Annotated in this window: 25 protein-coding genes and 1 pseudogene; 10 read left to right on the top strand and 16 right to left on the bottom strand. The window is 67.8% G+C overall.

The window, feature by feature from the left end:
• Positions 1-50: 50 nt before the first annotated feature.
• Complete coding sequence (locus ACYVGY_RS09425; protein WP_460457233.1) at positions 51-1841, bottom strand: autotransporter assembly complex protein TamA; 1791 nt, start codon at positions 1839-1841, stop codon at positions 51-53.
• Positions 1842-1982: 141 nt separating this feature from the next.
• On the opposite strand from ACYVGY_RS09425, the gene ACYVGY_RS09430 reads away from it, so the two are divergent.
• The 5 genes from ACYVGY_RS09430 to ACYVGY_RS09450 are packed head-to-tail and all read left to right on the top strand — an operon-like array spanning position 1983 to position 6536.
• Complete coding sequence (locus ACYVGY_RS09430; RefSeq protein WP_460457234.1) at positions 1983-4328, top strand: TonB-dependent receptor; 2346 nt, start codon at positions 1983-1985, stop codon at positions 4326-4328.
• A 51-nt stretch (positions 4329-4379) separates the two neighbouring features.
• Positions 4380-5069, top strand: a complete 690-nt coding sequence (locus tag ACYVGY_RS09435; protein ID WP_460457235.1) for a Fe2+-dependent dioxygenase — start codon at positions 4380-4382, stop codon at positions 5067-5069.
• A 10-nt stretch (positions 5070-5079) separates the two neighbouring features.
• The gene (locus ACYVGY_RS09440; RefSeq protein WP_460457236.1) at positions 5080-6276 is read left to right on the top strand and encodes a PepSY-associated TM helix domain-containing protein; all 1197 of its coding nucleotides are present in this window, start codon (positions 5080-5082) and stop codon (positions 6274-6276) included.
• Positions 6269-6421: a hypothetical protein gene (locus ACYVGY_RS09445; protein WP_460457237.1), complete on the top strand. Its 153-nt coding sequence runs from the start codon at positions 6269-6271 to the stop codon at positions 6419-6421. Before ACYVGY_RS09440 ends, ACYVGY_RS09445 begins: the two co-directional genes overlap by 8 nt.
• Positions 6363-6536 carry a hypothetical protein gene (locus tag ACYVGY_RS09450; RefSeq protein WP_460457238.1) on the top strand — a complete coding sequence of 58 codons (174 nt, stop codon included), beginning with the start codon at positions 6363-6365 and terminating at the stop codon, positions 6534-6536. The genes ACYVGY_RS09445 and ACYVGY_RS09450 overlap by 59 nt, the downstream gene beginning before the upstream one ends.
• Here the strand turns inward: ACYVGY_RS09450 and glyS are convergent.
• Positions 6533-8620, bottom strand: coding sequence for a glycine--tRNA ligase subunit beta (gene glyS / locus ACYVGY_RS09455; RefSeq protein ID WP_460457239.1), 2088 nt, complete (start codon positions 8618-8620; stop codon positions 6533-6535). The two genes, ACYVGY_RS09450 and glyS, sit on opposite strands and share 4 nt — an antisense overlap.
• Positions 8613-9521: a glycine--tRNA ligase subunit alpha gene (gene glyQ, locus ACYVGY_RS09460; RefSeq protein ID WP_460457240.1), complete on the bottom strand. Its 909-nt coding sequence runs from the start codon at positions 9519-9521 to the stop codon at positions 8613-8615. The genes glyS and glyQ overlap by 8 nt, the downstream gene beginning before the upstream one ends.
• Before the next feature lie 70 nt (positions 9522-9591).
• On the opposite strand from glyQ, the gene ACYVGY_RS09465 reads away from it, so the two are divergent.
• Both ACYVGY_RS09465 and ACYVGY_RS09470 read left to right on the top strand, forming a co-directional pair.
• A complete protein-coding gene (locus ACYVGY_RS09465; protein WP_460457241.1) occupies positions 9592-10317 on the top strand; it encodes a glutamine amidotransferase in 726 nt (241 codons plus the stop codon).
• Positions 10314-11219 carry a hypothetical protein gene (locus tag ACYVGY_RS09470; RefSeq protein WP_460457242.1) on the top strand — a complete coding sequence of 302 codons (906 nt, stop codon included), beginning with the start codon at positions 10314-10316 and terminating at the stop codon, positions 11217-11219. Before ACYVGY_RS09465 ends, ACYVGY_RS09470 begins: the two co-directional genes overlap by 4 nt.
• Before the next feature lie 7 nt (positions 11220-11226).
• Here ACYVGY_RS09470 and ACYVGY_RS09475 read toward each other — a convergent pair whose 3' ends face one another.
• The 5 genes and pseudogenes from ACYVGY_RS09475 to ACYVGY_RS09495 all read right to left on the bottom strand — a co-directional run.
• Positions 11227-11919 (bottom strand): RDD family protein, encoded by a 693-nt coding sequence (locus ACYVGY_RS09475; RefSeq protein ID WP_460457243.1) that lies wholly within the window; start codon positions 11917-11919, stop codon positions 11227-11229.
• 4 nt (positions 11920-11923) lie between these two features.
• Positions 11924-12661, bottom strand: coding sequence for a twin-arginine translocase subunit TatC (gene tatC, locus ACYVGY_RS09480; protein WP_460457244.1), 738 nt, complete (start codon positions 12659-12661; stop codon positions 11924-11926).
• Positions 12661-13194, bottom strand: a complete 534-nt coding sequence (tatB, locus tag ACYVGY_RS09485; protein ID WP_460457245.1) for a Sec-independent protein translocase protein TatB — start codon at positions 13192-13194, stop codon at positions 12661-12663. Before tatB ends, tatC begins: the two co-directional genes overlap by 1 nt.
• A gap of 28 nt (positions 13195-13222) precedes the next feature.
• The gene (gene tatA / locus ACYVGY_RS09490) at positions 13223-13450 is read right to left on the bottom strand and encodes a Sec-independent protein translocase subunit TatA (protein WP_460457246.1); all 228 of its coding nucleotides are present in this window, start codon (positions 13448-13450) and stop codon (positions 13223-13225) included.
• An 82-nt stretch (positions 13451-13532) separates the two neighbouring features.
• Positions 13533-14210, bottom strand: a pseudogene (locus tag ACYVGY_RS09495) (lipid-binding SYLF domain-containing protein); the annotation flags it as partial.
• Positions 14211-14328: 118 nt separating this feature from the next.
• Between ACYVGY_RS09495 and hemH the strand changes: the two are divergent.
• Positions 14329-15339, top strand: a complete 1011-nt coding sequence (gene hemH, locus ACYVGY_RS09500; protein WP_460457247.1) for a ferrochelatase — start codon at positions 14329-14331, stop codon at positions 15337-15339.
• Entirely contained in the window at positions 15339-16196 is an 858-nt protein-coding gene (locus tag ACYVGY_RS09505) for an alpha/beta fold hydrolase (protein ID WP_460457248.1), read from the top strand. The genes hemH and ACYVGY_RS09505 overlap by 1 nt, the downstream gene beginning before the upstream one ends.
• Here ACYVGY_RS09505 and ACYVGY_RS09510 read toward each other — a convergent pair.
• The 4 genes from ACYVGY_RS09510 to ttcA form a co-directional block, all read right to left on the bottom strand.
• The gene (locus ACYVGY_RS09510; protein ID WP_460457249.1) at positions 16193-16708 is read right to left on the bottom strand and encodes a hypothetical protein; all 516 of its coding nucleotides are present in this window, start codon (positions 16706-16708) and stop codon (positions 16193-16195) included. The two genes, ACYVGY_RS09505 and ACYVGY_RS09510, sit on opposite strands and share 4 nt — an antisense overlap.
• Positions 16709-16747: 39 nt before the next feature.
• Positions 16748-17512, bottom strand: a complete 765-nt coding sequence (locus ACYVGY_RS09515; RefSeq protein WP_460457250.1) for a M48 family metallopeptidase — start codon at positions 17510-17512, stop codon at positions 16748-16750.
• Between the two features lie 152 nt (positions 17513-17664).
• On the bottom strand, positions 17665-18576 hold the full coding sequence (locus ACYVGY_RS09520; RefSeq protein WP_460457251.1) for a recombination-associated protein RdgC: 912 nt from the start codon (positions 18574-18576) through the stop codon (positions 17665-17667).
• 24 nt (positions 18577-18600) lie between these two features.
• Complete coding sequence (ttcA, locus tag ACYVGY_RS09525; RefSeq protein WP_460457252.1) at positions 18601-19461, bottom strand: tRNA 2-thiocytidine(32) synthetase TtcA; 861 nt, start codon at positions 19459-19461, stop codon at positions 18601-18603.
• A 180-nt stretch (positions 19462-19641) separates the two neighbouring features.
• On the opposite strand from ttcA, the gene ACYVGY_RS09530 reads away from it, so the two are divergent.
• On the top strand, positions 19642-19848 hold the full coding sequence (locus ACYVGY_RS09530) for a YdcH family protein (RefSeq protein WP_460457253.1): 207 nt from the start codon (positions 19642-19644) through the stop codon (positions 19846-19848).
• 10 nt (positions 19849-19858) lie between these two features.
• On the opposite strand, the gene plsB is transcribed toward ACYVGY_RS09530, so the two are convergent.
• From plsB to ACYVGY_RS09550, 4 genes are all read right to left on the bottom strand, one after another.
• A complete protein-coding gene (gene plsB / locus ACYVGY_RS09535) occupies positions 19859-22417 on the bottom strand; it encodes a glycerol-3-phosphate 1-O-acyltransferase PlsB (RefSeq protein WP_460457254.1) in 2559 nt (852 codons plus the stop codon).
• 14 nt (positions 22418-22431) lie between these two features.
• Positions 22432-23355 carry a hypothetical protein gene (locus tag ACYVGY_RS09540; RefSeq protein WP_460457255.1) on the bottom strand — a complete coding sequence of 308 codons (924 nt, stop codon included), beginning with the start codon at positions 23353-23355 and terminating at the stop codon, positions 22432-22434.
• Positions 23356-23450: 95 nt separating this feature from the next.
• Positions 23451-24152 (bottom strand): orotidine-5'-phosphate decarboxylase, encoded by a 702-nt coding sequence (gene pyrF, locus ACYVGY_RS09545; RefSeq protein ID WP_460457256.1) that lies wholly within the window; start codon positions 24150-24152, stop codon positions 23451-23453.
• A gap of 10 nt (positions 24153-24162) precedes the next feature.
• Positions 24163-25077 (bottom strand): 5'-nucleotidase, lipoprotein e(P4) family, encoded by a 915-nt coding sequence (locus ACYVGY_RS09550; RefSeq protein ID WP_460457257.1) that lies wholly within the window; start codon positions 25075-25077, stop codon positions 24163-24165.
• Positions 25078-25115 lie beyond the last annotated feature (38 nt).

The following is a 25115-nucleotide window of genomic DNA, read 5'->3' on the forward strand; positions in this document are numbered from 1 at the left end:
CCGCCGGGTCCAGCGTCGGGCGAAGGAGCGCGCGGGTCGCGGTGCGGCGGTCACAGGTCCGGCCCGATGTTGAGATGCAGCGTCACCGACTGTTGCGCGGCGTCGCCGAAGCCGTGGGCGACGTCCAGCCGCACCGGCCCGACCGGCGAGCGCCAGCGGAGGCCGACGCCGGCGCCAACCTCCCATGCGTAGTCATTGAAGTCGTTGAAAGCGTCGCCGGCATCCACGAACACCGCCGCGCCCCAGGTGCTGTTGAACATCCGCTCGACCTCGGCGCTGACCACCATGAGGTGCTTGCCGCCAAAAACGAAGCGCTCGCCGCCGGGAGCAAGGATGAACTCGCCGATCTCCTGGTAGCCGTAGCCGCGCACGCTGCGATCGCCGCCGGCGAAGAAACGCAGCGACGGCGGGAAGGCCGCGAACTCGTCGCTGACCGTGGTACCTGCCTCGGCCCGCAGCAGCACGCGATTGCGGCGGCCGAAGCTGCGTACCAGTCCGGTCTTGGCTCTTACCTGCAGGAAATCAATGTCCGAGCCCAGCGCGGTGCTGCCGCCGCGCAGCTCAAGCGTCAGCGCCTGGGCGCTGCGCGGATACAGGGCATCGCTGCGGTCGCCCCACTTCGCCCAGATAGAGGGGTAGACCAGGGTGCTGTAGCTGCGGTTCTGGCCGGTAATCGAATCGTCGAAACGCTCGCGGCGATAGTTCAGCCCCGCCACCAGCTCCCAGTTGCCGATCCGGCCGCTGCGGCTGCCGACCACTTCCACCAGCTCGCTGTCGATGAAGTCGAAGGGCTCTTCGCGCACGCTGGCGGCGAAGGTGTACCAGCCGTCGAGCCAGGCGAAGGCGGGGATGCGGTACTGCACGGTCACGTCGTTGCGGCGCTCGGCGAGGCTGAGCTGGCTGCGCAGTTTATGGCCGCGGTCGTTCACCCAGCGGCGCTCGAGCCCGGCGGTGATACCGGCGCCGGTGTCGGTGCCGAAACGCAGGCCGGCCGAATAGACGCTGCGCTTGGCCGGCGCCAACGACACCTTCACCGGTACCGTCAGGTCATCGCCCTCGGCGGGCTCGGGCTGGATGTCAATGGCGCTGAAATAATCGAGTTCCGAAAGAGAAGCCTGCAGCGCCAGCAAGTCGGTCTGCAAATAAGGTTCGCCGGGTGTCCAGGGCACCAGGTTGTCGAGCAGGCCGGCGCGGAACTGATGGCCCTCGAAGCGCGCGTCCCCGAAGACATGGCGCTCGCCGCTGCGCCACGCCAAAGTGATGTCGGCGCTGCGTTCAGCGCGGCTGACTTCGACCCGATGGGTTTCGAGCACGGCGTCGAAATAGCCGCGCGCCGCCAGCGTGGCGTCGATCTGCGACTTGCCGTCCTCATAGATGCCGTGATGGAAGGGCTGGCCTTCGCGTGGACGCAGGCGCTGCAGGCGGCGCATCAGCGCGCTGTCGTTGCCAGCGGGCCCGCTGATGGCGATGTCGCGCTGGCGAACCCGCACCGGTTCGCCAACGTCCACCTGCACCTGTACGGTCACGGTGTCGCCGTCACGCACCAACTCGGTTACCACCTTCGGGTCGTAGTAACCAAAAGGTTCAAGCGCTTCCCGGGTTTCGCGCGGAACCTGGCGCAGCAGGTAGGACAGCCGGCTTTCACTGAGCGACTTGCGGCGGTTGGGGTTGAGCCGCTGCAGCGACAGCGCGTCGTCCACGTTGTCGCGCATTTCTTCATCCGCAAGACCGCTCACCTCGACCGCGCGAAGCTCCAGCGCCGCGGCGGTGGCGGGCAGCAGCAGGGTGCAGGCGAGCAGGGTGAGCAGTGGCGACGGGGGGCGGCGGTGCGTATTTTTCATGCCACCCAAGGATACCTGCAGCTGATGTTTGCGCTCCGCCACGGGCTGGCTTGCGTTCAGCAAACAATGCAAATAAGATTCATTCGCATTAGCTAGCCGCAACGGCCAAGCCAGCAATCAACCTGCAGGACGCTCCTTTTTATGACCTCTTCGTCCCCGACGGTCCGCCGTCTGCCGGCGCCGCGACTGCTTTGCTTCGCCATCGCCTCGCTGCTGGCCTCCACCGGCGCGCTCGCCGCGCCCGCAGAATCAAAGCCGATTCCGGCGCCCGATGGCGGCGATCGCGTGACCCGTCTCGACGGCGTAGACGTGAACGGTGAGCGCATCGCCAGGCCGTCTTCCCCCAAGTACACCGAAGCCTTACTCGACACGCCGCAGACGATCACCGTGGTCGACAAGACCACCATGGACCAGCAGGGGCTGGTCAGCCTGCGCGAGATCCTTAGCACGCTGCCCGGCATCACCTTCGGCGCGGGCGAAGGCGGCGGTGGCTATGGCGACAGCATCAATCTGCGTGGCTTCAGCGCCAACGCCGACCTGACCGTGGACGGTGTGCGCGATAGCGCCCAGTACAGCCGGACCGACAATTTCAACCTCGAATCGCTGGAGCTGGTCAACGGCGCCAACTCGGTGCATTCCGGCGCAGGCTCGGTGGGCGGCAACATCAATCTGGTCAGCAAGGCCGCCTTGCTCGAAACCTTCAGCGACTTCAGTGCATCGCTCGGCACCGATGGCTACCGGCGACTCACTGCCGACACCAGCCTGCGGGTCGGCGAGGAATCGGCGCTGCGCCTGAATGCAATGGCGCACGAGAACCAAGTGCTGGGTCGCGACATCGAGACCTTCGAGCGTTGGGGTTTCGCACCCTCGCTGGGTCTGGCGCTGGCCTCGGACACCCGACTCACGCTGAGTGCGCTGGTACAGCGCGACGACAATGTGCCGCAGTACGGCGTGCCCTACTTCCCCTTCTACGGCGGTCTGCTGCCCGGCGCCGATCGCGAAGGCTATTACGGCTACAGCAATCTCGATCGCCAGGACATCGCCAACGACACGCTCACGGCCGTGTTTGAGCACGACTTCAGCGAAACCGTTCGATTGCGCAGCCTCGCGCGCTACCAGCGCATTGGGCAGACCACCGTGGTCGACGCTGTCCAGGGCAACTGGTGCCTGCAGGACGGAATAAATCCAGCCACCGGCGCCAGCTGTGCCAGCCCTGGCACGTATCAGCCCAGCGGACCGCGCGGCCTGCAGCGTGCCACCGACAATCGCCTGTTCAGCAGCCAGACCGACCTGAGCGCGCGCCTGCAGACGGGCGCGGTGGAACATGCCCTGGTCGTCGGCCTGGCGATCACTCGCGAGCGCTTCGAGCTCGAATCCGGAAGCCTGCTGCGCAATCCCGACGGTAGCCCGGCGCCCCTGCCGGTGATGGATTTGGCCCAGCCCGATTCGCGCTGGACCGGCCCGGTGAACTACTTCCGTACCGGCAAGTCGTCGGGGCGGCTGGACAACCAGGCGATCTACGTTTTCGACACGATCGGATTCGGCAAGCGCTGGCACCTGAACCTGGGCGCGCGCTACGAGCGCAATGATGGCGACAGCACGCCATGGAACGTGAAGCGCTATTCAACGGATGCGGTTGCCGACAACACTGATCTGGGCGCATTGACCGCGCTGCCGGTGCTGGCGAATGACGACACGCTGTTCTCTTGGCGCAGCGGGCTGGTCTTCAAGCCGTCGGAAAACGGCACGTTCTACCTGAGCTATTCCAACAGCAACACGCCGTCGAAAGCCTCGGTCAACGGATCCTGCAGTGAAACCAGCTGCAATGTTGATCCGGAACGGGCGCGAAACCTGGAACTGGGCACCAAGTGGGAGATTTTCGACGGCCACCTGGCCTTGACCGCAGCGGTCTTCCGAAACGAGCGCAGCAACTACCGCGTCGCCGACTTCGATCCGGCCAACCCAAGCTCAGAGCAGCAGCTGGACGGCCAGGCCCGCGTCGATGGACTGGCGCTGGGCATCGCCGGCGCAATCACCAAGCGTTGGTCAATCTTCGCCAACGCCACCCTGCTCGACAGCGAGGTGCTGCAGTCGGTGTCGGACTATTGCCTGGCCAACCCCGGTCTGGGTGGCTGCACCAATTCGCCGGCCAACCCGGATCCAACGCGCGGCGATCGGATCATCAACACGCCCGAGCAATCCGCCAGCGCCTGGACCACCTACGCGTTCGCGCCGGACTGGAGCCTTGGCTATGGCATTACCTATCAGGGCGGCTTCGACGGCGGGCGCGTCGCCGATGCCCCGGACGTAAAGAGCTACACCACGCATCGCGCGATGCTTTCGTGGACGGTGAACGATCGCTTGGCGCTGCAGCTCAACGCCAACAACCTGTTCGACAAGCTGTACTTCATTCGGGTCCGGAACAACGGTTGGGCCACGCCCGGCGAGGCCCGCTCGCTGGTGCTCAGCGCGAACTATCGGTTCTGAACCAGCCACGGCGCGCCCGCGTTCGCGCGGGCCGTTCTTCGGAGTCAAGCCATGCTGCTGCACGTAGCCAACGTATTGAGCGCCGACGAAGTCGCGCATTTCCGCCAGCACCTGGTCGGCGCTGGCTGGGCCGACGGCAAACTGACCGCGGGCTATCAGTCCGCGCAGGCCAAGGACAATGCGCAGCTGCCGCACACTGACCCGGTTGCGCGCGAACTGAGCGGTCGCGTGCTGGACGCGCTCAGCCGCAGCGCCTTGTTTTTCAGCGCCGTGCTTCCGCGAAGGATCTTCCCGCCGCTGTTCAATCGCTACGCGGGCGGGCAGGCCTTTGGATTCCACATCGACAACGCGATTCGCTACGAGCGTGCCGGCAACGGCGCCCAGGTTCCGGTTCGCACCGATGTGTCGTCCACGCTTTTCCTGAGCCATCCGGAGGAGTACGACGGCGGCGAGCTGGTGATCCAGGACACCTACGGCACCCAGCGGGTGAAGCTGGCCGCGGGCGATCTGGTGGTCTACCCCGGCACCAGCCTGCACGAAGTGACGCCGGTGACGCGTGGTGAACGCATCGCCAGCTTCTTCTGGACCCAGAGCCTCGTACGCGACGCGGGCCAGCGCCGGGAACTGTTCGACCTCGACCGCGCCATCCAGCAGCTCACCGTGACTGCGCCGGGCGATCCGGCGCTGGTGCAACTGACCGGCGTGTACCACAACCTGCTGCGCCGCTGGTCGGACGCCTGAGGCTCGCCTGATGTTCAAGAACTTGGTATTCCAGCTGCACTGGCTGTTGGGCATCAGCGCGGGCCTGGTGCTGGCGGTGGTCGGCGTCACGGGCGCGATTTTGTCGTTCGAAGACGAAGTGCTCGAGGCGATCAACCCGGGCGTGATGACCGTCGAGGCTCGTCCGCTGGCGCTGGCACCCGCCGCGCTGCTGGCGCGAATCGGCGACCAATGGCCAGACCGCGAGATCCAGGCGCTGTTCCTGTCGGCCGATGCCGAAGCGGCCGCGCGCGTCACGTTCAAGCCTTCGCCTGAAGCGGTCAAGGGCGGGGGCCGTGTGCGTGGCGAAACACGCTACGTCGATCCCTACACCGGCGCGCTGCTGCCGCAGCCGCGAGGCCAGGGCCTCTTCCGCCTGAGCATGCAGATCCACCGATGGTTGGCGGCGGGGGACGTGGGCAAGCAGATCGTTGGGGCGGCCACGGTTTCGCTGGTTTTCTTCTGTGTTTCCGGCCTGTACCTGCGCTGGCCGCGCCGGTGGCGAAGCTGGCGCGTGTGGTTGAGCGTGGACTGGTCGCAGCGCGGGCGCAGCTTTCTGTGGCGTCTTCATTCCGTGGTGGGCACCTGGGTGCTGGCGGCGTATCTGCTGATGGCACTGACGGGTTTGTACTGGTCCTATGACTGGTATCGCAGCGGGCTGTACACAATCACCGGCACGCCGGCGCCGACGGCGCGCGGCGGGCCGAAGCCGGGTACCGACGCGCCGCGCTCCACAGACGCCGACGCGCCGGCCGAGCCGCTCCAGATAGCGGCGGTATTCGCTGCCTTCGATGCCGCCGTACCCGCGCGTTCCGTCGTGACCCTGCGCCTGCCGGAGGCGTCTGGCCAAGCCTTCGAGTTCAGCTACCAGGATCCGGATCCGGCGCATAGCCGCGCCAACCACCGGCTCGTGATCGATCCGGGCACGGGTGCCGTCGCCAGGCATGAACGCTATGACGCCAAGCCATTCGGCCAGCGTCTGATGGCCAGCATGCTGCCGCTGCACAGCGGCGACTATTTCGGCGTTGTCGGGCGCCTGCTGTTCATGCTGGCCAGCGTGCTGATGCCACTGTTCACGATCAGCGGCTGGATGCTCTACCTGGACCGCCGCCAGAAAAAAGGCGGCGGTTCGGGGATTGTCCGAATGTCTCGCTGCAGACCCGGCAACGGCCACCACGCCGATGGCTGAGGTGACGGTCGCCTACGCCAACCAGACCGGCAGCGCCGAGCGCCCGCTGGTGCTGATCGGCAATGGCACCGGCATGGTCGGGCTGCATGCCCTGCTGCGCGTGCATCGTCGCCGGCCACCGCCGCAACTGGCTGCAGTTCGGTGAGCGCACCGCCGCGTGTGACTTCCATTTCCGCGATCGCCTCGCCAGCGCTCAGGCCAGCGGCTTCCTGCCGCATCTCGACCTGGCCTTCTCACGGGATGGCGTCGACGGGGTCTAGCTAGCCGACAGCTGTTCGACCGCCGCCACAGTCGCGAAGCGATCGGCAACCAGCTTCAGCAGTGCCAGCCGGTTGTCGCGCACCGCCGCGTCGTCGGCCATGACCATCACCTTGTCGAAGAAATTGTCGACAGGCGCCTGCAGTTCGGCCAGGCGCTTGAGCGTGCCGACATAATCACCATCGGCCAGCATCGGGTCGGTATCGGCCAGCGCCGACGCCAGCGCGCCGTGAAGCGACTGTTCGGCCGGCTCGGCCAGCAGGTTCGCATCAACCGCGGTCGGAATTGGCGTTTCGACCTTGCGCAGGATATTGCGGATGCGCTTGTTGGCCGCGGCCAGCGAGCCGGCTTCGCGCAGCCGGGCGAAGCCGGCGATCGCCTTCAGGCGCTTGTCGAAATCAAGCAGCGACGACGGCCGCACATCGGCCACCGCATCGAACTGCGTACCCGGCACGCCCTGGTCAGCGTAGTAGCCGCGCAGGCGGTCGACGATGAAGTCCTGCAGCTCATTGGCGTCGAGCGACAGGTCGGCCGGTAGCGCGGCCGAAGCGGTGCCGATCAACGCGGCCAGATCGAGCTCAAGCTCGCCCTCGACGATCGTGCGCGCCAGCCCCAGCGCGTTGCGGCGCAGGGCGAAAGGATCCTTGTTGCCGGTCGGCTTGAGGCCTGCGGCGAAACCGCCGGCCAGCGTGTCCAGGCGTTCCGCGATCGCGAGAATGCGGCCCAACGGCGACGGTGCGATGGCGTCGCCGGCGAAGCGCGGTTGGTAGGCCTCGTCGAGCGCCAGCGCCACTGCCGCGGGCTCGCCCGCGGCCTCGGCATAGTAGCGGCCGGCGGTGCCCTGCAGCTCCGGGAATTCATTGACCATCCGGCTCTGCAGGTCGGCCTTGGCCAGCGTGGCGGCGCGGCGTGCCTGCCCAGCGTCGACGCCCAGGGTCGGTGCCATGGCGGCCGCGAGTTCAGCCACGCGCGCCGATTTGTCGGCAACGCTGCCCAGCTTCTGCTGGTAGGTCACCGAGGCCAGGCCTTCGGCCATCGAAGCCAAGCCCTGCTTGAGATCCTCGTCGAAGAAGAACCGCGCATCGGCGAAGCGCGGACGGATCACGCGCTCGTAGCCCTTGCGGATTTCGCCCGGGTTCTTGCTGTCGAGATTGGCGATGCCGATGAATTTTTCGGTGAGCTTGCCGTCGGCGTCCAGTACCGGGAAGAACTTCTGGTTGGTCTCCATGGTGGACACCAGCGCTTCCTGCGGCACGCGCAGGAATTCAGGCTCGAAGCTGCACAGAATGGCCTTGGGCCATTCCACCAGGCAGTTCACTTCCTCAAGCAGCTCGGCCGGCACGCGGGCCTGACCACCGGCCTCGCGAGCGGCGGCGTTGATCTCGGCGCGGACACGCTCGCGGCGCTCGCGCGGATCAGCCAACACGAAGGCTTCGCGCAGAGCCTGCAGGTATTCGCCGGCTTCGTTGAGCCAAACCGATTTTCCGTGGTGGAAACGATGGCCGCGGCTCATGCGGTCGGCCTTCAGGCCCAGCACTTCGCCCGGCGCGACGTTGCGGCCGAACAGGATGACCAGCCAATGCACCGGCCGCACGAAGGCGATGTCGCGGCTGCCCCAGCGCATGGGCTTGGGAATCGGCAGGCCCTTGAGCGCTTCGGCGGTGATCTCGGCGAGCAGGTCGATGGTGGCGGCACCGGGGCGCGAGCTGCGGGCAACGAAGCGCATGCCCTTGGCATCGGTGACGCGATCGAGCTTTTCCCAGGCCAGGCCGTTCTTCTGCGCGAAGCCGAGCAGTGCCGGCGTCGGCTGGCCCGCGGCGTCCAGGCCGATATTGGCGTAGGGGCCGAGCACTTCGCTGTGCTGCTGCGGTTGCTGCGTGGAGACCGCCGGCAGGAACACGGCCAGGCGACGCGGCGAATACAGCGAACCGGCGCGCAGTTCGGCGGCGTCGGCGCGCACCTCGATGCGGCGCGCGGCCAGACCCTTGAGCACGCCGTCGTAGAAGGACTGGGCCAGCTCGGGCAATGCCTTGGGCGGTAGTTCCTCGGTGCCCAGTTCGATCAGCAGCGGCAGATAATCAGCCATTCGCGGCCTCCTTGGTCTTGAGGCCGGGGAAGCCGAGCTTCTCGCGCTGGGCGTAATAGGCTTCGGCGCAAGCGCGTGACAGCGTGCGTACGCGCAGGATGTAGCGCTGGCGTTCGGTCACCGAAATGGCGCGGCGGGCATCGAGCAGGTTGAACGAATGCGAGGCCTTGCAGACCTGTTCGTAGGCCGGCAGCGGCAGCCCGAGTTCGACCAGCTTCAGCGCCTCGGCCTCGCAGGCGTCGAAGCGGTGCAGCAGCTCGGCCACGTCGGCGTGTTCGAAGTTGTAGGTGCTCTGCTCGACTTCGTTCTGGTGGTAGACGTCGCGGTAGGTCACCACGCCCTGCGGGCCGCGGGTCCAGACCAGGTCGAAGACATCGTCCACGTTCTGCAGGTACATGCACAGACGCTCGAGACCGTAGGTGATCTCGCCCGTCACCGGGCGGCACTCCATGCCGCCGGCCTGCTGGAAGTAGGTGAACTGGGTGACCTCCATGCCGTTGAGCCAGACTTCCCAGCCCAGGCCCCAGGCGCCGAGCGTCGGTGACTCCCAGTTGTCTTCGACGAAGCGCAGGTCGTGCACCAGCGGGTCGATGCCCAGCGCCTTGAGCGAGCCGATGTAGAGCTCGACGATATCGTCCGGGTTCGGCTTCAACACCACCTGGTACTGGTAGTAGCGCTGCAGGCGGTTGGGGTTCTCGCCATAGCGGCCGTCGTTGGGGCGGCGGCAGGGCTGGACGTAGGCGGCGCTCCAGGGCTCGGGCCCGAGCGCGCGCAGGAAGGTGGCGGGGTGGAAGGTGCCGGCGCCGACCTCGAGGTCGAGCGGCTGGATCAGGACACAGCCCTGGTCGGCCCAATACTGGTTGAGCCTCAGGATCAGTTCCTGGAAGGTTGGTGCGCTCATCGCGGGTTCGCCCTGTCGATTCAGCGCGCTAGTATAGCGGCGAACCCCGGCACGGCCCGACTTGCACCCCATGAAACCCTTCCTGATCCTCGAGACCGGGCGGCCACTGCCGCATCTGCGGCGGCACGGTGGCTTCGGCCACTGGATCCGCGTTGCCGCCGGCCTGCATGCCCGCGATGTCCAGCATTGCCATGTCTCCGACGGCGAAGCGCTGCCTGATGCGGGCGATTTCGCCGGCGTGCTGATCACCGGCTCGGGGGCGATGGTCACCGAGCGCCTGGACTGGAGCGAACGCACGGCCGACTGGCTTCGCGACGCGGCCCACGCCGGTCGGCCGCTGTTCGGCATCTGCTACGGCCACCAGCTGATCGCCCATGCGCTGGGTGGCACCGTGGACTACAACCCGCGCGGACGCGAGATGGGCACGGTGACTGTGTCGGCGCCGCCGTCGGCCGACCCCCTGTTCACCGGCCTGGATGCCTTCGCAGCCCAGACCACGCATATGCAGAGCGTGCTCGCGCCACCGCCGTCGGCGCAGGTGCTGGCGCGCTCCGCGCAGGACGACTGCCAGGCATTCCGCTGGGGCGACGCCGCCTGGGGCGTGCAGTTCCATCCCGAATTCAGCACCCAGGTGATGCGTGGCTACATTCAGGCACGCGCGGATGCGCTGGCAGCGGAAGGCACCTGCCATCGCCAGCTGATCGCCGAGGTGACGCCCGCGCCGCAGGCGCGCCGGGTGCTTCGCCGATTCGTCCACGTCGCGCACGCGCGCGGCCGCAACAGGAAAACCGCATGAGCGCACGTTCGATAAGCATGGCTGCCCCGTTCCGTTGGCTGATGAAGGCGGTAGACGTCGGCCGCAGGCAGCCCAGGGCGCTGTTCGGCGGTTTTGCCCTGATGTTGGCCGTGGGCATGATTCCCTCCGTGGTCCAGCTGCTGGCGCAAGCGGCCCTGCCGTCTTCGCCGGGGGCGCTGATGGTGGTTTATGGCCTGACGATCGGTCTGAGCCTGGTGCTGCTGCCGCCGCTCAGCGGCGCGGCGTTCCGGCTGCTGCACGACTGCGAGAGCGGGCGTCCGGTGGCGGCCAGCGATCTGTTCAACGGTTATCGCGACCGCGCGTTTGCGGTGCGCATGATCCTGACGTCGGCGCTGCTGATGTTGGGCTACATGGTGATGCTGGTGCTGCTGTTCACGGTGGTGCCGGGCAAGGAGTTCTTCGCTGAACTGTTCGCGCGCGCCCTGGTGACGCCGCCGGGCGCGACGATGGACGTCGCCGGTATGCCGCCGCTGCCGCCAAGCTTCCTGCTGTGGCTGCTGGTGGCCTTCGGCGTGGTTATCGTGCTGTCCCACGTCTACATGCTGGCCTTTGCCCAGGCCTCGCTGGGTGGCCGGGACCCCTTGGCGGCGGTGGGTAGTGGCCTTGGCGCCACCGTGCGCAACCTGCTGCCGCTGGTGGGCGTCTCCCTGGCCGTGGCGATGATCGGCTTCGCGCTGGTGCTGATCCTGGGGGTGGTGCTTGGCTTGGTCGTGGTGTTGCTCAGTGCGGTCAGCCCCGCGCTGGCGATGGTGGTGGTGCTGCCGGTCTACCTGCTGGTGATCCTGCTGATCTACGTGCTGATCTTTGGTTTCTACTACCACGCCTGGCGCGATATCTTCGGCGAACCCGCGGCCCTGCCGGCCGACGCCCTGGAAGCCTGACCGGGGCCTAGTACAGGCCGTCCTGGGTGACCTCGAACAGCAGCTGCAGGTAGCGCAAGCCGATGAATCCGACGGCGCCGAAGAAGGCCGCCGCCTGCAGCAACAGCCAGCTGCGGCCGCCGCGCGGCATCGCCGCCGGCGCGCCGGGCGCCAGTTCCACCCGGGTGCCGGCCAGGTAGTCGTGCAGCGCCCGCTTGCCGGGCGTCCAGGCCGCCAGCGCATGGCCAACATGCAGCACCAGCCAACTGGGCACGCCGGCGACGAAGCGCAGGGCGATCCGTCCGGGGCCGCAGCGCAGGCCGGTCGCGTCGGTCACCCGCAGGCCCAGCAGCCGTTTGCCCGGGCTGGCCTGCCAGCGCGAGCTTTCGAAGCCGATGAACCACAGCGCCGCTACGGCGAACAGCACCGCCGAAACCACCAAGGTCAGCCACAGCAGTTCGCCCATCAGCGCGCTCATGCTGTCGCGCAGCGCCGGATCGCTGGCCCACGCGGCCACTTGCTGCATCGGCTCCTCGCCGCTGGCCAGGGACTGGTCCACCAATTCCCAGATCCGGAACTGCAGCGTCTGCAGCCCTGCACCGAGCACGTCGGCGGCTTGGCTTAGCCGCCGCCAGAGCAGGGGCAGGGACAGCAGGCCGATCGCGCTGGCGTCGGCGCTGTAGGCCGCATAGCGGCGCCAGAAGCCGGCCGGGGGATTCACGGGCCTATTCCGCCGCGGGCCGCGGCCGCAGCAGGGCGCCGGCGATGATGCCCAGCTCGTAGAGCAGGCACATCGGAATGGCCAGCATCAGCTGCGACACCACGTCCGGTGGGGTAATGATCGCGGCCAGCACGAACACGCCCACCACCACGTAGCCGCGCGCCTCACGCAGCTGCGTCGGGGTCACCACGCCGAGCACCACCAGCACCACCACGGCCACCGGCAGTTCGAAGCTCAGGCCGAAGGCCATCAGGATCACCAGCACGAAGTCGAGGTAGCGCGACACGTCCGGCGCCATCGCCACGCCCTCGGGCGTGAGCATGGCCAGGAAGCCGAAGACGGTCGGCAGCACCAGGAACCAGGCGAAGGCACAGCCGATGTAGAACAGGAGCACGGCCGCCAGCAGGATCGGCCGCGCCAGCCGTTTTTCGTTCTGGTAAAGGCCAGGCGCCACGAAGGCCCAGGCCTGGTAGAGCAGCCAGGGCATGGCCACCAGCAGCGCCACGAAGAAGGCGAGCTTGATCGGGATGAAGAAGCCGCCGGCCACGTCGATCGCCTGCAGCATGCCGCCGCTGGGCAGCTTGGCCACCAGCGGCGCAGCGAAACGGGTGTAGAGGTCGCTGGCGAAGGGCATCAGGCCCAGGAACACCACCAGCACCACCCCCACGCCGCGCATCAGGCGCGCCCGCAGCTCCAGCAGGTGGCCCATCAGGGTTTCTTCGGCGGCGGTGTCGCGGCCCATCATTTGTCGGGCGACTCGCTGGGCTTGGGGGCGTCGGGGCTGGCGTCTGCCGGCACTTCGTCCGGGGTGAGCCGGAAGGGCTCGGGGTCGGCGTAGAACTCGGGCTCGGGTTCATCCGGCTCGGCTTCTTCGGGATTGGGAAACGGCTGCGCGGCCGAATCGGCGGCCTCAGGCGCGGGCAGGGCCTCGGCCGATGCCGGCGGGATGTCCTGCACGGCGCTGTCGGCGTCGGCCCTTGCAATGGCTTCGGCGTCGCGGACACCGTCGCTGGCGGTTTTGCCGACGGCGGCGATTTCCTTGCCCACTGCATCCATTTCCCGGCGCAGGTCCTGGGCCGGGTTGCCGACGCTGCGCTTGAGCTCGTCGGACGCCATCTCGCGCTCGAATTCAGATTTCACCGAATACCACTGGGCTCGCGCCTTGCGCACCCACAGCCCGGCGAACCGGGCCGCCTTGGGCAGGCGCTCGGGTCCGAGAATGATCAAGGCCACGACCGCGATGATCAGCAGTTCGCTGAAGCCGATATCGAACATGGCGAAGGTGCCGGCGCGGCGTCGGGACTCAGGAGTCCTTGCGCTGGCTTTCCTGGCGCGTGGTTTCGTCGGAAGGCGCGTCGCGGCGCTCGCTGCCGATCTGCGAGGGCGGTTCGTCCTTGCCCTTCAGGCCTTCCTTGAAGCCTTGGATGCCTTCGCCCAGGTCCTTGCCGACGCCCTTGAGCTTCTTGGTGCCGAAGACCAGCACGACGACGACCAGAACGATGAGCCAGTGCCAGATGCTGAAGCTGCCCATGAGGAAATTCCTGCGTTGATGCGAGGCCTGAAGGATAGCGCAGCCGGCCTGCGGCTGCGCTGGCCATCGGTCACTGGGCGAGGGTGTTTTCTTCCAGGCGGTCGCGGAACTCCACCAGCGACGCCGGGCTGGTGTTGGCGCGGCCCTCGAAGATCGCCCGCGGCGTGGTGTTCGGGCCGTAGGCGCGCTGGTTGGCACGGTGGTCGATGCGCAGCACGGTGCCGTCCAGGGCGACGCCGGCGAACAGGCCGCGGGCGCGCGAATAGCTGTAGATCTCGGCCTTGAGCTGTTCATCGGTCGCGGCCTGCGCGGTGCGGCCGACCGGGCCGGCGGCCACGCTGGCGTCGGCGCCGAGCGTGAACTTGCCGTTGACGATGCCGTCGACGCCGCGCGGGCTGCGGAAAACCAGGATGATGTCGGATGACTGCACGCCGGCCTGGAAGCCGATGCTGCCGCCGCCGAGCTTCATGAAGCTGGGCGGGGACCAGGTGCCGTCCGCGCTGCGGACCGAAATCAGACCCTTGCCGCCACGGCCGCCGAGCACCAGGCCGGCCTTGACCACGTCCGGGATGACGGCGATGGCGTAGGCATCGGTGAACATCTTCTCGGGCACGGCCGTTTCCGGAATTCGCATGATCTCGGCCAGGACGCGGGCGGCGTCGGCAGCCTTGGCGTCTTCCTTCTCGCCGGCGTGGACCGGGGCGGTGAAGGCGAGCAGCAGGGCGAGGGCGGCGGCGAGCGGGGCCAGCAGTCGGGTCATGGGAGAATCTCCGGAAGTCGCGAAAAAACGAGTATGGCTTCGCGCAATGAACCGGGCGTGAGCCATGTCTTCATACGCGCGATGATAGTTTGACATCCCCTGACACGGACAGCGCCACATGACCCCGCCCTATCGCGACGCCCCGCCCACCGCCGGCCCCGGCAAGACCGCCCTGCTGCTGGTGAACCTGGGCACGCCCGATGCCGCCACGCGCCCGGCCGTGAAGCGCTATCTGGCGCAGTTCCTGCACGACCACCGGGTGGTGGAACTGACCCGCTGGCTGTGGTGCCCGATCCTCCACTTCATCATCCTGCCGCTGCGCTCGGGCAAGGTGGCGAAGAAATACGCCTCGATCTGGATGGAGGGCGGCTCGCCGCTGCTCGTACACACCCAGCGCCTGGCCCAGGCGATGCAGCACAGCCTGCCCGACCTGCCGGTGCGCATGGCGATGCGTTACGGCAATCCGTCCATCCCCGACGTGCTGCGCAAACTCGAGGCCGAGGGCATGACCCGGCTGTTGGTGCTGCCGCTATATCCGCAGTATTCGGCCAGCACCAGCGCCACCGTGCTCGATGCGGTGAACAAGGAGATTTCCACCTGGCGCCGGGTGCCCGAGCTGCGTTTCATTGCCGACTACCACGACGACGCCGGCTGGCTGGACGCGATGGAGTCGCGCATCCGCGCGCACTGGGACCTGCACGGCCGCGCCGATCGCCTGCTGTTTTCCTTCCACGGCCTGCCCCAGCGCTTCGAGCGCGCGGGTGACCCCTATCCCCGCCACTGCGAGGCCGGTGCGCGGCTGCTGGCGGACCGGCTGGAGCTGGGGCCGGAGGATTGGTTCATGACCTATCAGTCGCGCTTTGGTCGGGAAGAATGGCTGCAGCCCTACACCGACAAGACCCTGGAGCAGTGGGGCAAGGAAGGCCTGGGCACGGTGGACGTGGTCTGCCCGGGCTTCGCCGCCGACTGCCTGGAGACCCTGGAGGAAATCTCGGTCGAGAACGACGAGGTCTTCCGCCACGCCGGCGGCAAGAAACTCAACTACATCAGCGCATTGAACGAAGAGCCCGGCCACGTCGCGGCGCTGTCGGGCCTGGCGCGCCGGCACCTGCAGGGCTGGCCGCACTGATGAGCTCGGCGGGCTGGCGCGAGATCCGGCTGGCTTCGCCGCGGGGTGAGCTGGTGGCCCTTCGCGGCGGTACCGCCGGGGGACCGCGCCTGCTTTGCCTGCACGGTTGGCTGGACAACGCCGCCAGCTTCCTGCCGCTGGGGGCCGAGCTGGGCGAGTTCGACCTGGTCGCGCTGGACTTGCCGGGCCATGGCGGGTCGGCCCATCGCGCGCCCGGCCACGACTACGCGTTCGCCGACTGGATCCACGACGTGCTCGATGCCCTGGACGCCTTGGGCTGGAAGCAAGCCGACCTGTTGGGGCATTCCATGGGCGGTGCGATCGCCGGGACCGTGGCCGCTGCGGCGCCGACGCGGGTGCGGCGCCTGGCGCTGATCGAAGCCCTGGGGCCGGTGGCGGGCGACCCCGGCGCGGCCGGCAGCCGCCTGCGTGAGGCGGTAGCGGCTCGGCGTGCTCTGGCGGCCCGCGCGCCGCGCGTGATCGCCGACGTCAACACCGCGCTTGCCGCCCGCCTGGCCGCCAGCAAGATGACGCCTGCTGCCGCGCGCCTGATCGTCGAGCGCAACCTGCGCCGAGTCGAGGGTGGCTACGCCTGGCGCAGCGACCCTCGCCTGACCCTGCCCACCCAGCTGCGCCTGACCGAGGACACCGTGCAGGCCATGCTTCGCGCGATCGAAGCGCCGGTGCTGGTGGTGGCGGCGGATCCGTCGCCGGTCTATTTCAGCGCCGCGGTGCGGACGCAGCGCCTGGACTGCCTGGCCGACGGCCGTCTCGAGGTGATCGCGGGCGGGCACCACCTGCACATGGAGCAGGCGGCGCAGGTCGCGGTGCCGCTGCGGCGCTTCCTGCTCGACTAATCCGCGACCTTCAGGCTCAGCGACACCACCGACTTGCCTTCCTGGTCGTCGCGCAGGTTCACCAGTACTTGGCGGCCGGCCTTTTCAAAGCCCAGCGTCGAGCCGTCGGCGCCTTGGATAGACAGGGTTTCCGTCCAGCCGCCCGCGGCCTGGCCTTCGCGAATGCGCAAAAAATTTTCCGTAACCGGCTCCGGGCTGCGCATAACGATGGACGTGCTGTCGCCCATCGTCATCACCGACATCACCCGATAGTCGGCCGGCAGCGTGATGTCCGAGGGGAACCCTTCGGGCAGCGGCACGTTGTCGCCGGTGCTATGCACCATCTCGCCCTGCTCGGTGCGGGCTGTGACGCGATGGACGCCGTTCGCGTCCTGAATGTCGATCTCGGCGCCGGTGCTCGCCTGCAGCGCCTGTTCGGCCAGTGCCTCAGCGGTTTCCTCATGCGACTTCCCGCAGGCGCACAGCCCGAGGGCCAGAATGACGGCGAACAGCAGGGCGCGGTTGGGTCGCATGGTGGCTTCCGGACTGGCGGGCCTCGATGCGACAGCCCTTCAGCAAATCAAACGCGCTAGCCGTCCCTTCAAGGCCAAGCCGTCGCCGCGCAGGTAGTCGCGCTCCTGCCGCCAGTCGGGCCAGCGGGACTCGACCTCGCGCCAGAACGCGCGCGAATGGTTCGCGTGCACCAGGTGGCAGAGTTCGTGCACCAGCACGTATTCGAAGGCGGTCGGCCGGCCCAGCACCAGGCTCAGATCAAGTTTGAGTTCGTCCGAGGGGCTGAGCGAACCCCAGAGCGAAGACAGCGGCCGCAGCGTGAGCTGGCGCGGGGCGCGCGGCAGGGCCGGCAGGTAGCGCGGGAGCCAGGCGCCCAGGTCGCGACGTGCCTGCTGCAGGTAGAAATCGCGCAGTGCGGCCTTGAGCTGGGCGTTGCTGGCGCGTTCGGGCAGCTGCAGCACGACGCCCTCGTCCTCGAGGCTGACGCGGGCAAAGTGACCCTCGCGCCAGAGCAGCGGCAGGTCCTCGCCGCGCAGTGGCAGCGGTTCGCTGGCGCCCCGCACCAGCGGGGCCTCCGCCAGCGCGGGCTGGCGCGCCAACTGTTGGGCCAGCCAGTCTCGATGCTCGTGCAGGAAAGACAGCGCCGCGCGCTCGGACACGCCGCGCGGCAGGGTCAGGCGCGCGCCTTTCTCGGTCACGATCAGCCGCAGGCGGCGCGCGCGCGGATCACGAACCCAGCGCACGTCCACGTCACGGCCGTCGGCCAGCGCCAGCGGGCGAAGCTCGACGGCCGGCGGTGCGGGGCGGGAAAGACGAAAAAACATGGCGTGACTCTAGCCGTTCGTGACACCCGACGGAATGTAGGAGGGGCTTCAGCCCCGAAGCCCAGCGCTTTTTGTGGGAGGGACTTCAGTCCCGATGCTTCTTGGCGAAAAGCCTCGGGACTGAAGTCCCTCCCACAGGGGCTTGCGTTCGGTCAGGCGTCGGCGGCGCTTAGTTTGAGCGCCGGTTCGAGCACGGCGAACAGGCGCTTGAGCTCGCCCGACATCAGCGCATAGCGGGCGTCGAGCTCCGCGTGCAGGCCCTCGCGCTCGGTGCCTTCGAGCTGGTCAACCACGCCGTCGAGGAACTTGAGCTTGCGCACGACCAGATCCTCGCCGAGCACGAAGCTGACGTGGTCATCGAGCACCAAGGCCAACTTGCTGACCTGCTTGCCGGATTCGAGGTGCTTCTTGATCTCGTCGCACAGCAGCTCCTGGCGCTGGCACTTCACGATCGCGCCGCCGTCGATGGGGTCCTTGAGTTCGCATTCGTCGCCCAGCACCAGGCCGGCGGGAAGCGGTTCGCCGGCGATCCAGCCGGTAAGCACGGCGCGCGCGGACACTTCCGCGTTCAGCGGCAGGGCCGGGAAGCTGCCCAGGGCGTGGCGAAGCTCGGACACCACCGACTCGGCCGATTTCTTCGAGCTCGCGTCCACGGCGATGAAGCCATGCTCGAGGTCAAGGGTGGCGTTGGTCTGCACCGGCCGCACGAAGGCGCGCGGCAACAGCTCCATCACCAGGTCTTCCTTGAGCCGCTTGCGGGCGCGACCGCCGAGCTTGCGGCCCTCTTTTTCCTCCATCGCGGTGATGCGCTTGCCCAGCTCGTCGTTGATGACAGCGCCGGGCAGCAGGCGGTCTTCACCGCCCAGGGTGATCCAGATCGCATCGCCGTTGCGATGGCTCATGGCCTCGGCATCGCGACCGAAGGGCGGGATGAAGCCGCGCGACATCAGTTCGGAGGGACCGACCGGCTTGAGCCGGCATTCCTCCAGGCGGGCATCGAGTTCGGCGAGGGACTTGGCGACGGTGGTCGGGAAGCGGAAAAACGTCAGGTTGCGAAAGAACATCAATAATCCAGATAGATTTTTCGGTCAGGGGTCGCTGGCCAGCCAGGCGTGGGCGTCCGGGAGCGGAGCGTCGCCGTGGCGGCCGAGGGCGGCAAAATCGAACAGGCTGGCGTCGGCGAGCTGGGAGGGTCGCACGTCGGCGAGCGCCTTGGCGATGGTTTCAATGCGGCCGGGGCTTTGATTTTCCCAGCCAGCGAGCATTCTTCCGACCTGCTTGCGCTGCAGGTTTTCCTGCGAGCCACACAGGGTGCAGGGGATGATGGGGAACTGCTTCCAGTCGGCGTAGTCGATCAGATCGGTTTCGCGGCAGGTGATCAGTGGGCGGATCACCACGTGCTCGCCGTCGTCGCTGGCCAGCTTGGGCGGCATGGAGGCCAGCTTGGCGTGGAAAAAAAGGTTCATGAAGAAGGTCGCCACCAGGTCGTCGCGATGGTGGCCGAGCGCGATCTTGGTGAAGCCGTTCTCCTTGGCGTGCCGGTAAAGCGCGCCGCGGCGCATCCGTGAGCACAGCGAACACATCGTCTTGCCTTCCGGCACCACGCGCTTGACCACCGAATAGGTGTCCTGCTCGATGATGGTGAAGTCCACGCCGATCGAACGCAGGTAGTCGGGCAGCACGTGTTCGGGGAAGCCGGGCTGTTTCTGGTCCAGGTTCACCGCCACCAGTTCGAATCGGACTGGCGCCTTCACCTGCAGCTGCCGAAGCATGTCCAGCATCGTGTAGCTGTCCTTGCCGCCGGACAGGCAGACCATCACCTTGTCGCCGTCCTCGATCATTCCGTAGTCGGCGATCGCCTGGCCGACCTGGCGGCGCAGGCGCTTGGCGAGCTTGTGGCGCTCGAGGCCCGGCTTGCGCGGGCTCGGGTCGTGGAGGGGGAGGTTCATGGCCGCTATTTTAGGCCTATCCGGCCCGCATTTCCCGTGTGGGAGGGACTGTAGGAGGGCCTTCAGGCCCGAAGCTTTTTGGCGAAGGGCTTCGGGCCTGAAGGCCCTCCTACAGTTTCCCGGGGAGGGATGGGTGGTTTGGGGCTGGCTGGGGGTAAGCTCTGATGAACGGGAGGGGTGATGGCCGAAGAAGATCTCGCCAGGATTACCGAGCAGCTGGTCGAACTCAAGGTCGAGCATCGCGATCTTGACGAGGTGATTGGCCGCCTTGCCGCCAGCATCGAGGCCGATGAACTCGCCATCAAGCGGCTCAAGAAGCGCAAGCTCAAGATCAAGGACATGATCGCCGCGCTCGAAAGCCGGATGATTCCCGACCTCGACGCCTGAGCCGCCTGGCTCAGGCCTCGGCCGAACCCGAGCTCGCCGTCGTCGCCGGCTGGCTGCCGGTCGCCCGGCTCACCGCTTCCGGCGAGAGCTTTGAAATGGTGTGGCGCAGGTCGCGTCCCAGCACTACCTTGGCGTCCTTTTCCCAGAGCATCAGCTGCTCGTCGAAATCGAGCTTGCCGTTCTCGCCGACCCACACCAGCTTCATCTCGCGCAGCTTCTGGATGAAGCTGCGGAACAGCGACTTGTCGAAGAACTCCGGCGCCGCCGGTGCATAAAGCAGGCTCAGGCGCTGGGCGGTGAGCTGGCACAGCGATTCCAGCTCGCCGGCGCTGAGCGTGCGCGGTCCGTTCTTGACCAGGGTGGTGATGGCGATGAAATAGCGCTCGAACGCCTGCTGCAGGCTGTGCGAGATCACGCGCAGGCGGAACACTTCGTCGGTCTGGCCGGGGCCGCGCGAGAGGAAGCCGCCCTCATCTTCGCTGGCGACGCTGAGCAGGCCCTCGGCCACGAACAGGTCCAGGGTCGCGTCCAGTCGCTCGGCGAATACTTCCGGTGTCCAGGGCAGGAACAATTCCTCCTGCACGAACGGATAGATGGTGCGACCCAAACGCAGCAGCCCGGAGCGGCTCATGCGGCGGTTGTTCTGGAAGCACAGGGCGACCCAGCTGGCGGCGGCGAACAGGTGCAGCACGTTGTTACGGAAGTAGCTCTGCAGCACCGCGGTTTCACCCTCGACACTGATCACGTCGCCCAGCGGGTGCACGGTGCGGGTCAGCACGCCGATCTTTTCGCCGTAGGCGATCATGTCGGCCGGGCCCATCTCGGTCACGGTGACCCGGTCGGAATAGGGCAGCGAGGCCAGCAGCTTCTTCGACAGCGCCAGCTGCGCCAGCAAATCGGCTTCGGACATGGCGTGCTTGGGCGTGGCCAGCAGGGCCAGCGCGAGCAGGTTCACCGGATTCACGTCGGCCGCGCGGTTGATGTTGACCTGGATGCGCTGGGCGATTTCGGCCACGGCGGGGTTGATCCAGGTCGGCTTGTCGTCCGGGTCGGCGTTGCGCTCGCGCCAGTCGGGCGCATGCGTGGCCAGCACCTCATCGAGGAAGATCGGCTCACCAAAGTTCACCGCCACCTTGCCGTAGTGCTGGCGCAGGATGCCGGCGCCCGCCTTGATCAGGGCCCAGACGGTTTCCTTTTCCTTGGGCTGGCCGGTCAGTTCGTCGAGGTAGCTCTTGCCTTCGATCAGCTTCTCGTAGCCGATGTAGACCGGCTGGAACACCACCGGCCGCCGCGGCGCGCGCAGGAAGGCCTTGATGGTCATTACGATCATGCCGCCCTTGGGCTGCAGCAGGCGCCCGGTGCGCGAACGGCCGCCTTCGATGAAGTACTCCAGCGAGAAGCCTTCGCCCACCAGCTGCGACACGTACTCGCTCAGCACCGCGGCGTACAGCGCGTTGCCCTTGATCGAGCGACGGATGAAGAAGGCGCCGCCGCGGCGCAGGATCGGCCCGAGCACCGGCATGTTGAGGTTGATGCCGGCGACGATGTGCGGCGGCACGATGCCGCGGCTGTAGAGCAGGTAGCTCAGCAGCAGGTAGTCCATGTGGCTGCGGTGGCAGGGCACGTAGACGACTTCATGGCCCGGCGCGACCTGTTTGAGGCTTTCGAGGTGGTTGACGTTGACGCCGTCGTAGATGCGATTCCAGAAACCGGTGAGGGCGAACGAAGCCGAGCGAACCACCGGGTTGGAATAGTCGGCGGCTATTTCCCAGGCGAAGCGATGCGCTTTCTTCCAGGCTTCCAGGTACTCGGTGCCGTCCTTGCGGGCCTGGTCGGCGATCGACTTGCGCACCGGCTCGGCGTCGAGCACGCGGTCCACCAGCAGGCGACGGGTGGACAGGTCCGGGCCGATGACCGCGGTCTTGATGCGCCTGAAGTGCGCGCGCAGCACGCGGCTGACCTTGCGCACCTGGCGTTCGTGCGCCAGCTCCTCGCTGAGGATTTCCCAGACCCGCACGCCGGGCGAGAACTGCACCACGGTGTCGCGGCCATTGAGCAAGATGGCGAGCAGGCGGCGGAAGCGGCCAACCAGCGCCCAGTTTTCCGAGAACAGCACCGAGAACCAGCCCGACTGTCGTGCCGGCGCACGGCCGACGAAAATCGAGACCGGCACCAGCTGTACGTCCTGGTCCGGGTACAGGCGGTGCGCCATCAGCAGGCGCGACAGTGCGTCGGAATGGCTTTTGTTTTTCGGGCGGCCGAACAGGCCGGCGCGGCGGCGCGACAGCGCCACGTAGGCGCGCTTGCGGCCGAGCGGGTCGCCCGGCAGCGCCGCCAGCGGCGAGGGCAGGCCGGCCTCACGACAGGCGCGGTCCAGAATCAGGGTGTTGGACAGGCCGTAGTTTTCGATCACGTAGCAGATCGGCCGATCCAGATTGAAGGGCAGCGTGGCCGGCTCGCGCTGGATTTCGATCCAGGGCTGCAGCAGCTTCTCCATGAAGCGTGCCCACAGCGGCGGTTTCGCGGTCGGGCGCGGCGGCGGTGCGGCCGGGGTCGGGGTGGCGTCCATGGAGGGTTCCGAGCTCAGCGGGCGATGCCGTCGCCGGTGGCATCTTCCGCCAGGGCCGGCGGGCCGGCCTCGGCGAGATCTTCCTCGGCATCGCGGATCGCGGCGACGCCATACCAAGCGCCGTCGCGGCGCTGCATGTCCATCTCGAAGGCCAGGGTCTTGCCCTGCAGGGGATAGCTGACCCGGACCCGGGCCTTGTCACCTTCGCCGGCCAGCCGCTCCACGGCGACGCCGTCCAGCAGGGTGTCCAGGTCGAGGTCATAGATGCGCAGCAGGTCTTTGGTGCCCGCCAGGGCGATACCGCCCTTTTCCAGCGCGGCTTCGCGCGGCAGCGCGCGCACGTCGGCCAGGGTCGGCAGCTGCAGGCTGCGCGCGGTGGCGACCGCGACGGCGATGGCCCGGCGGCCGCGTTCGCGGTCGGTGAACAGGCCCGGGTCGGCCCAGTCAATCAGCTGGGTGGCGACGTCGGTGGCGTGGGTCTTCTCATCGGCGCTGAGTTCGGTGTTGGCCTGGATCGCGGCGCTGAGGAAAATAGTGGCGGTGGCCTGCATCAGGGGCCATTGGCCGCCGATCTCATTTTCGAGCTTGGCCAGCTGCTGTTCCATGTCGCGGCCCAGGCTGGCCTCGGCGTCGGGGGCCAGCAGCCTGGCCATGAGCCGGTCGTATTGCTCGGCGTCCTCGGCGGAGGTCGGCTCGGCTTCTGCGACGCGACGGTCCCAGAGAGCGGCGCTGCGGGCGTGCAGCTCAGGAGGCAGGCTCAGGTGGCTGTAGCGAACCAGATCGTTCTGGCGCAGCGCCGCGGTCATGGCCTCGACCGCCTCGACCGGATCGCCGGGCGCGCGCGCCTGATCGGCCGGGGCTTCGCGCCGGCAGGCGGTCAGGGCCAGGGTGAATATCAGCAGGGCGAGCGAGGCTCGCAGGAGCAGTCTTGGCGTCATTGCGAGGGGCAACTGGCGGTGGTGTCCGGGGCGCTGAATCTAGCAGATCGGGGCGTCGGGCCTGGCCTTTGGCCGGTTTTCCGGCCAGCCGCGCTTCAGCCCGGGAAAGCCTGGGCAATCTGGGCCTGGATGGCCTCGGCCGCGGCCACCGGATCGGCGGCCTGGCGGATCGGGCGGCCCACGACGATATGGTCGGCGCCCGCCGCAAAGGCCTGCGGGACGTCTACGGTGCGCTTCTGGTCGTCGCCCGCCGGCCCGGCGGGGCGAATGCCGGGGCAGACAATCAGGAAGCCGGGGCCGTTGGCCTGGCGCAGCGCCGCGGCTTCCTGGCCCGAGGCGATGACCCCGTCACAGCCCGCCGCCCGGGCAGCGGCCGCACGCTCCAGAACCACGTCGGAAGGCGCACGATCGATGCCTAATTGGCGAAGATCGCTGCGATCCATCGAAGTCAGCACGGTCACCGCCAATAGCTTTATCGCGCCCTTCTCCTGCGAAGCTGCGCGCATCATGCCGTCATGTTGACCGTGGATGGTGCACAGTGAAACCGGGTAGCGGGCCAGGCCGCGGATCGTCGCGCCCACCGTGGCCGGCACATCGTGGAATTTCAGGTCCACGAACACCTGCTTGCCCCGGCCCGCCAGCTCCTCCAGGACCCGGAAGTAGTCGCCGCTGGTGAGCAGCTCCATGCCGATCTTGTAGAAGGACACGCTGTCGCCAAGCCGGTCCACCCAGGCGCGGGCTTCGGCGGCGGTGGCCACGTCGAGGGCGAAGATCAGGCGTTCACGGACAGGAATCATGGGCGGCGGCTTACTCGGCGTAGTCCAGGGCCTGCAGTTTCTGCTGGCGGCGCGCGTCGGCGGGCAGGGACCAGGCGTTGTTGAACAGCGCCGGCTCCCAGCTGCCGTAGGTGGGGTTGGGCAGCACGAACCAGCGCTCGCCGATCCAGGCGGCGTAGGGCGCCACGGCTTCCTCGCGCCCGACCGGGGTGTTGGCGACCAGGGTCACCATGTCGCCGATCTGGTCGCCGAACTGCATCAGCACGCGATGCGTGCGCGAGACGTGCTTGCGGCGGCAGCCTTTCTCGGAGCCCTCCTGTTCGCAGCCGGCCACATAGAAGCCCAAGCCCAGGAACTGGTCGGCCGAGGCGATTGGGAAGCCGGCCGCCCGCAGGTTGGCCAGGGTCGGCTCCGCCAGATGGGCGGCCCGGTTGCTGACGTAGAAGATGGTGACGCCGCGCGCGGCGGCGGCCTGGGCGAAGGCCAGCGCGCCGGGTACCGGCTTCGCCTCTTCCTCGCGGACCCAGGCGTCCCAGGTGGCTTCGTCGTAGGCGCCGCCGTCGCGGACCAGGCGGGCCTGGTAGGGCGAGTTGTCGAGCACGGTCTCGTCGATGTCCACGATCACCGCCGTCGGCAGGCCGGCCACCGGCACCAGGCGTTCGTCCGGGGTCAGGGCGTCCCAGTCGGGGGTCTTGAGCGCGCGATCGAGCTGATACAGGGCGCTACGGAAGGTCTGGCCGGCGATCAGGCGGTATTCGATCGAGGCCTGGATCCAGGCGACGGCGTTGAGGTTGTCGTTTGGTCCCGGGCCGGCGGCCGGGGCGGCCTGCGCGTCGGGTGCCGGAGGGGCCGGCGCCAGCACCGGCGCGTCGCGGACGGCCGTCGTCTGACAGGCGGCCAAGGCCAGCGCAAGTACGGAAACGACGAGGGTTCGGGTCAGGGTCATGGCGGGCATCCGTTCGACGAGGCCGGCAGTTTAACGGT

This window comes from Arenimonas alkanexedens (assembly GCF_054781355.1).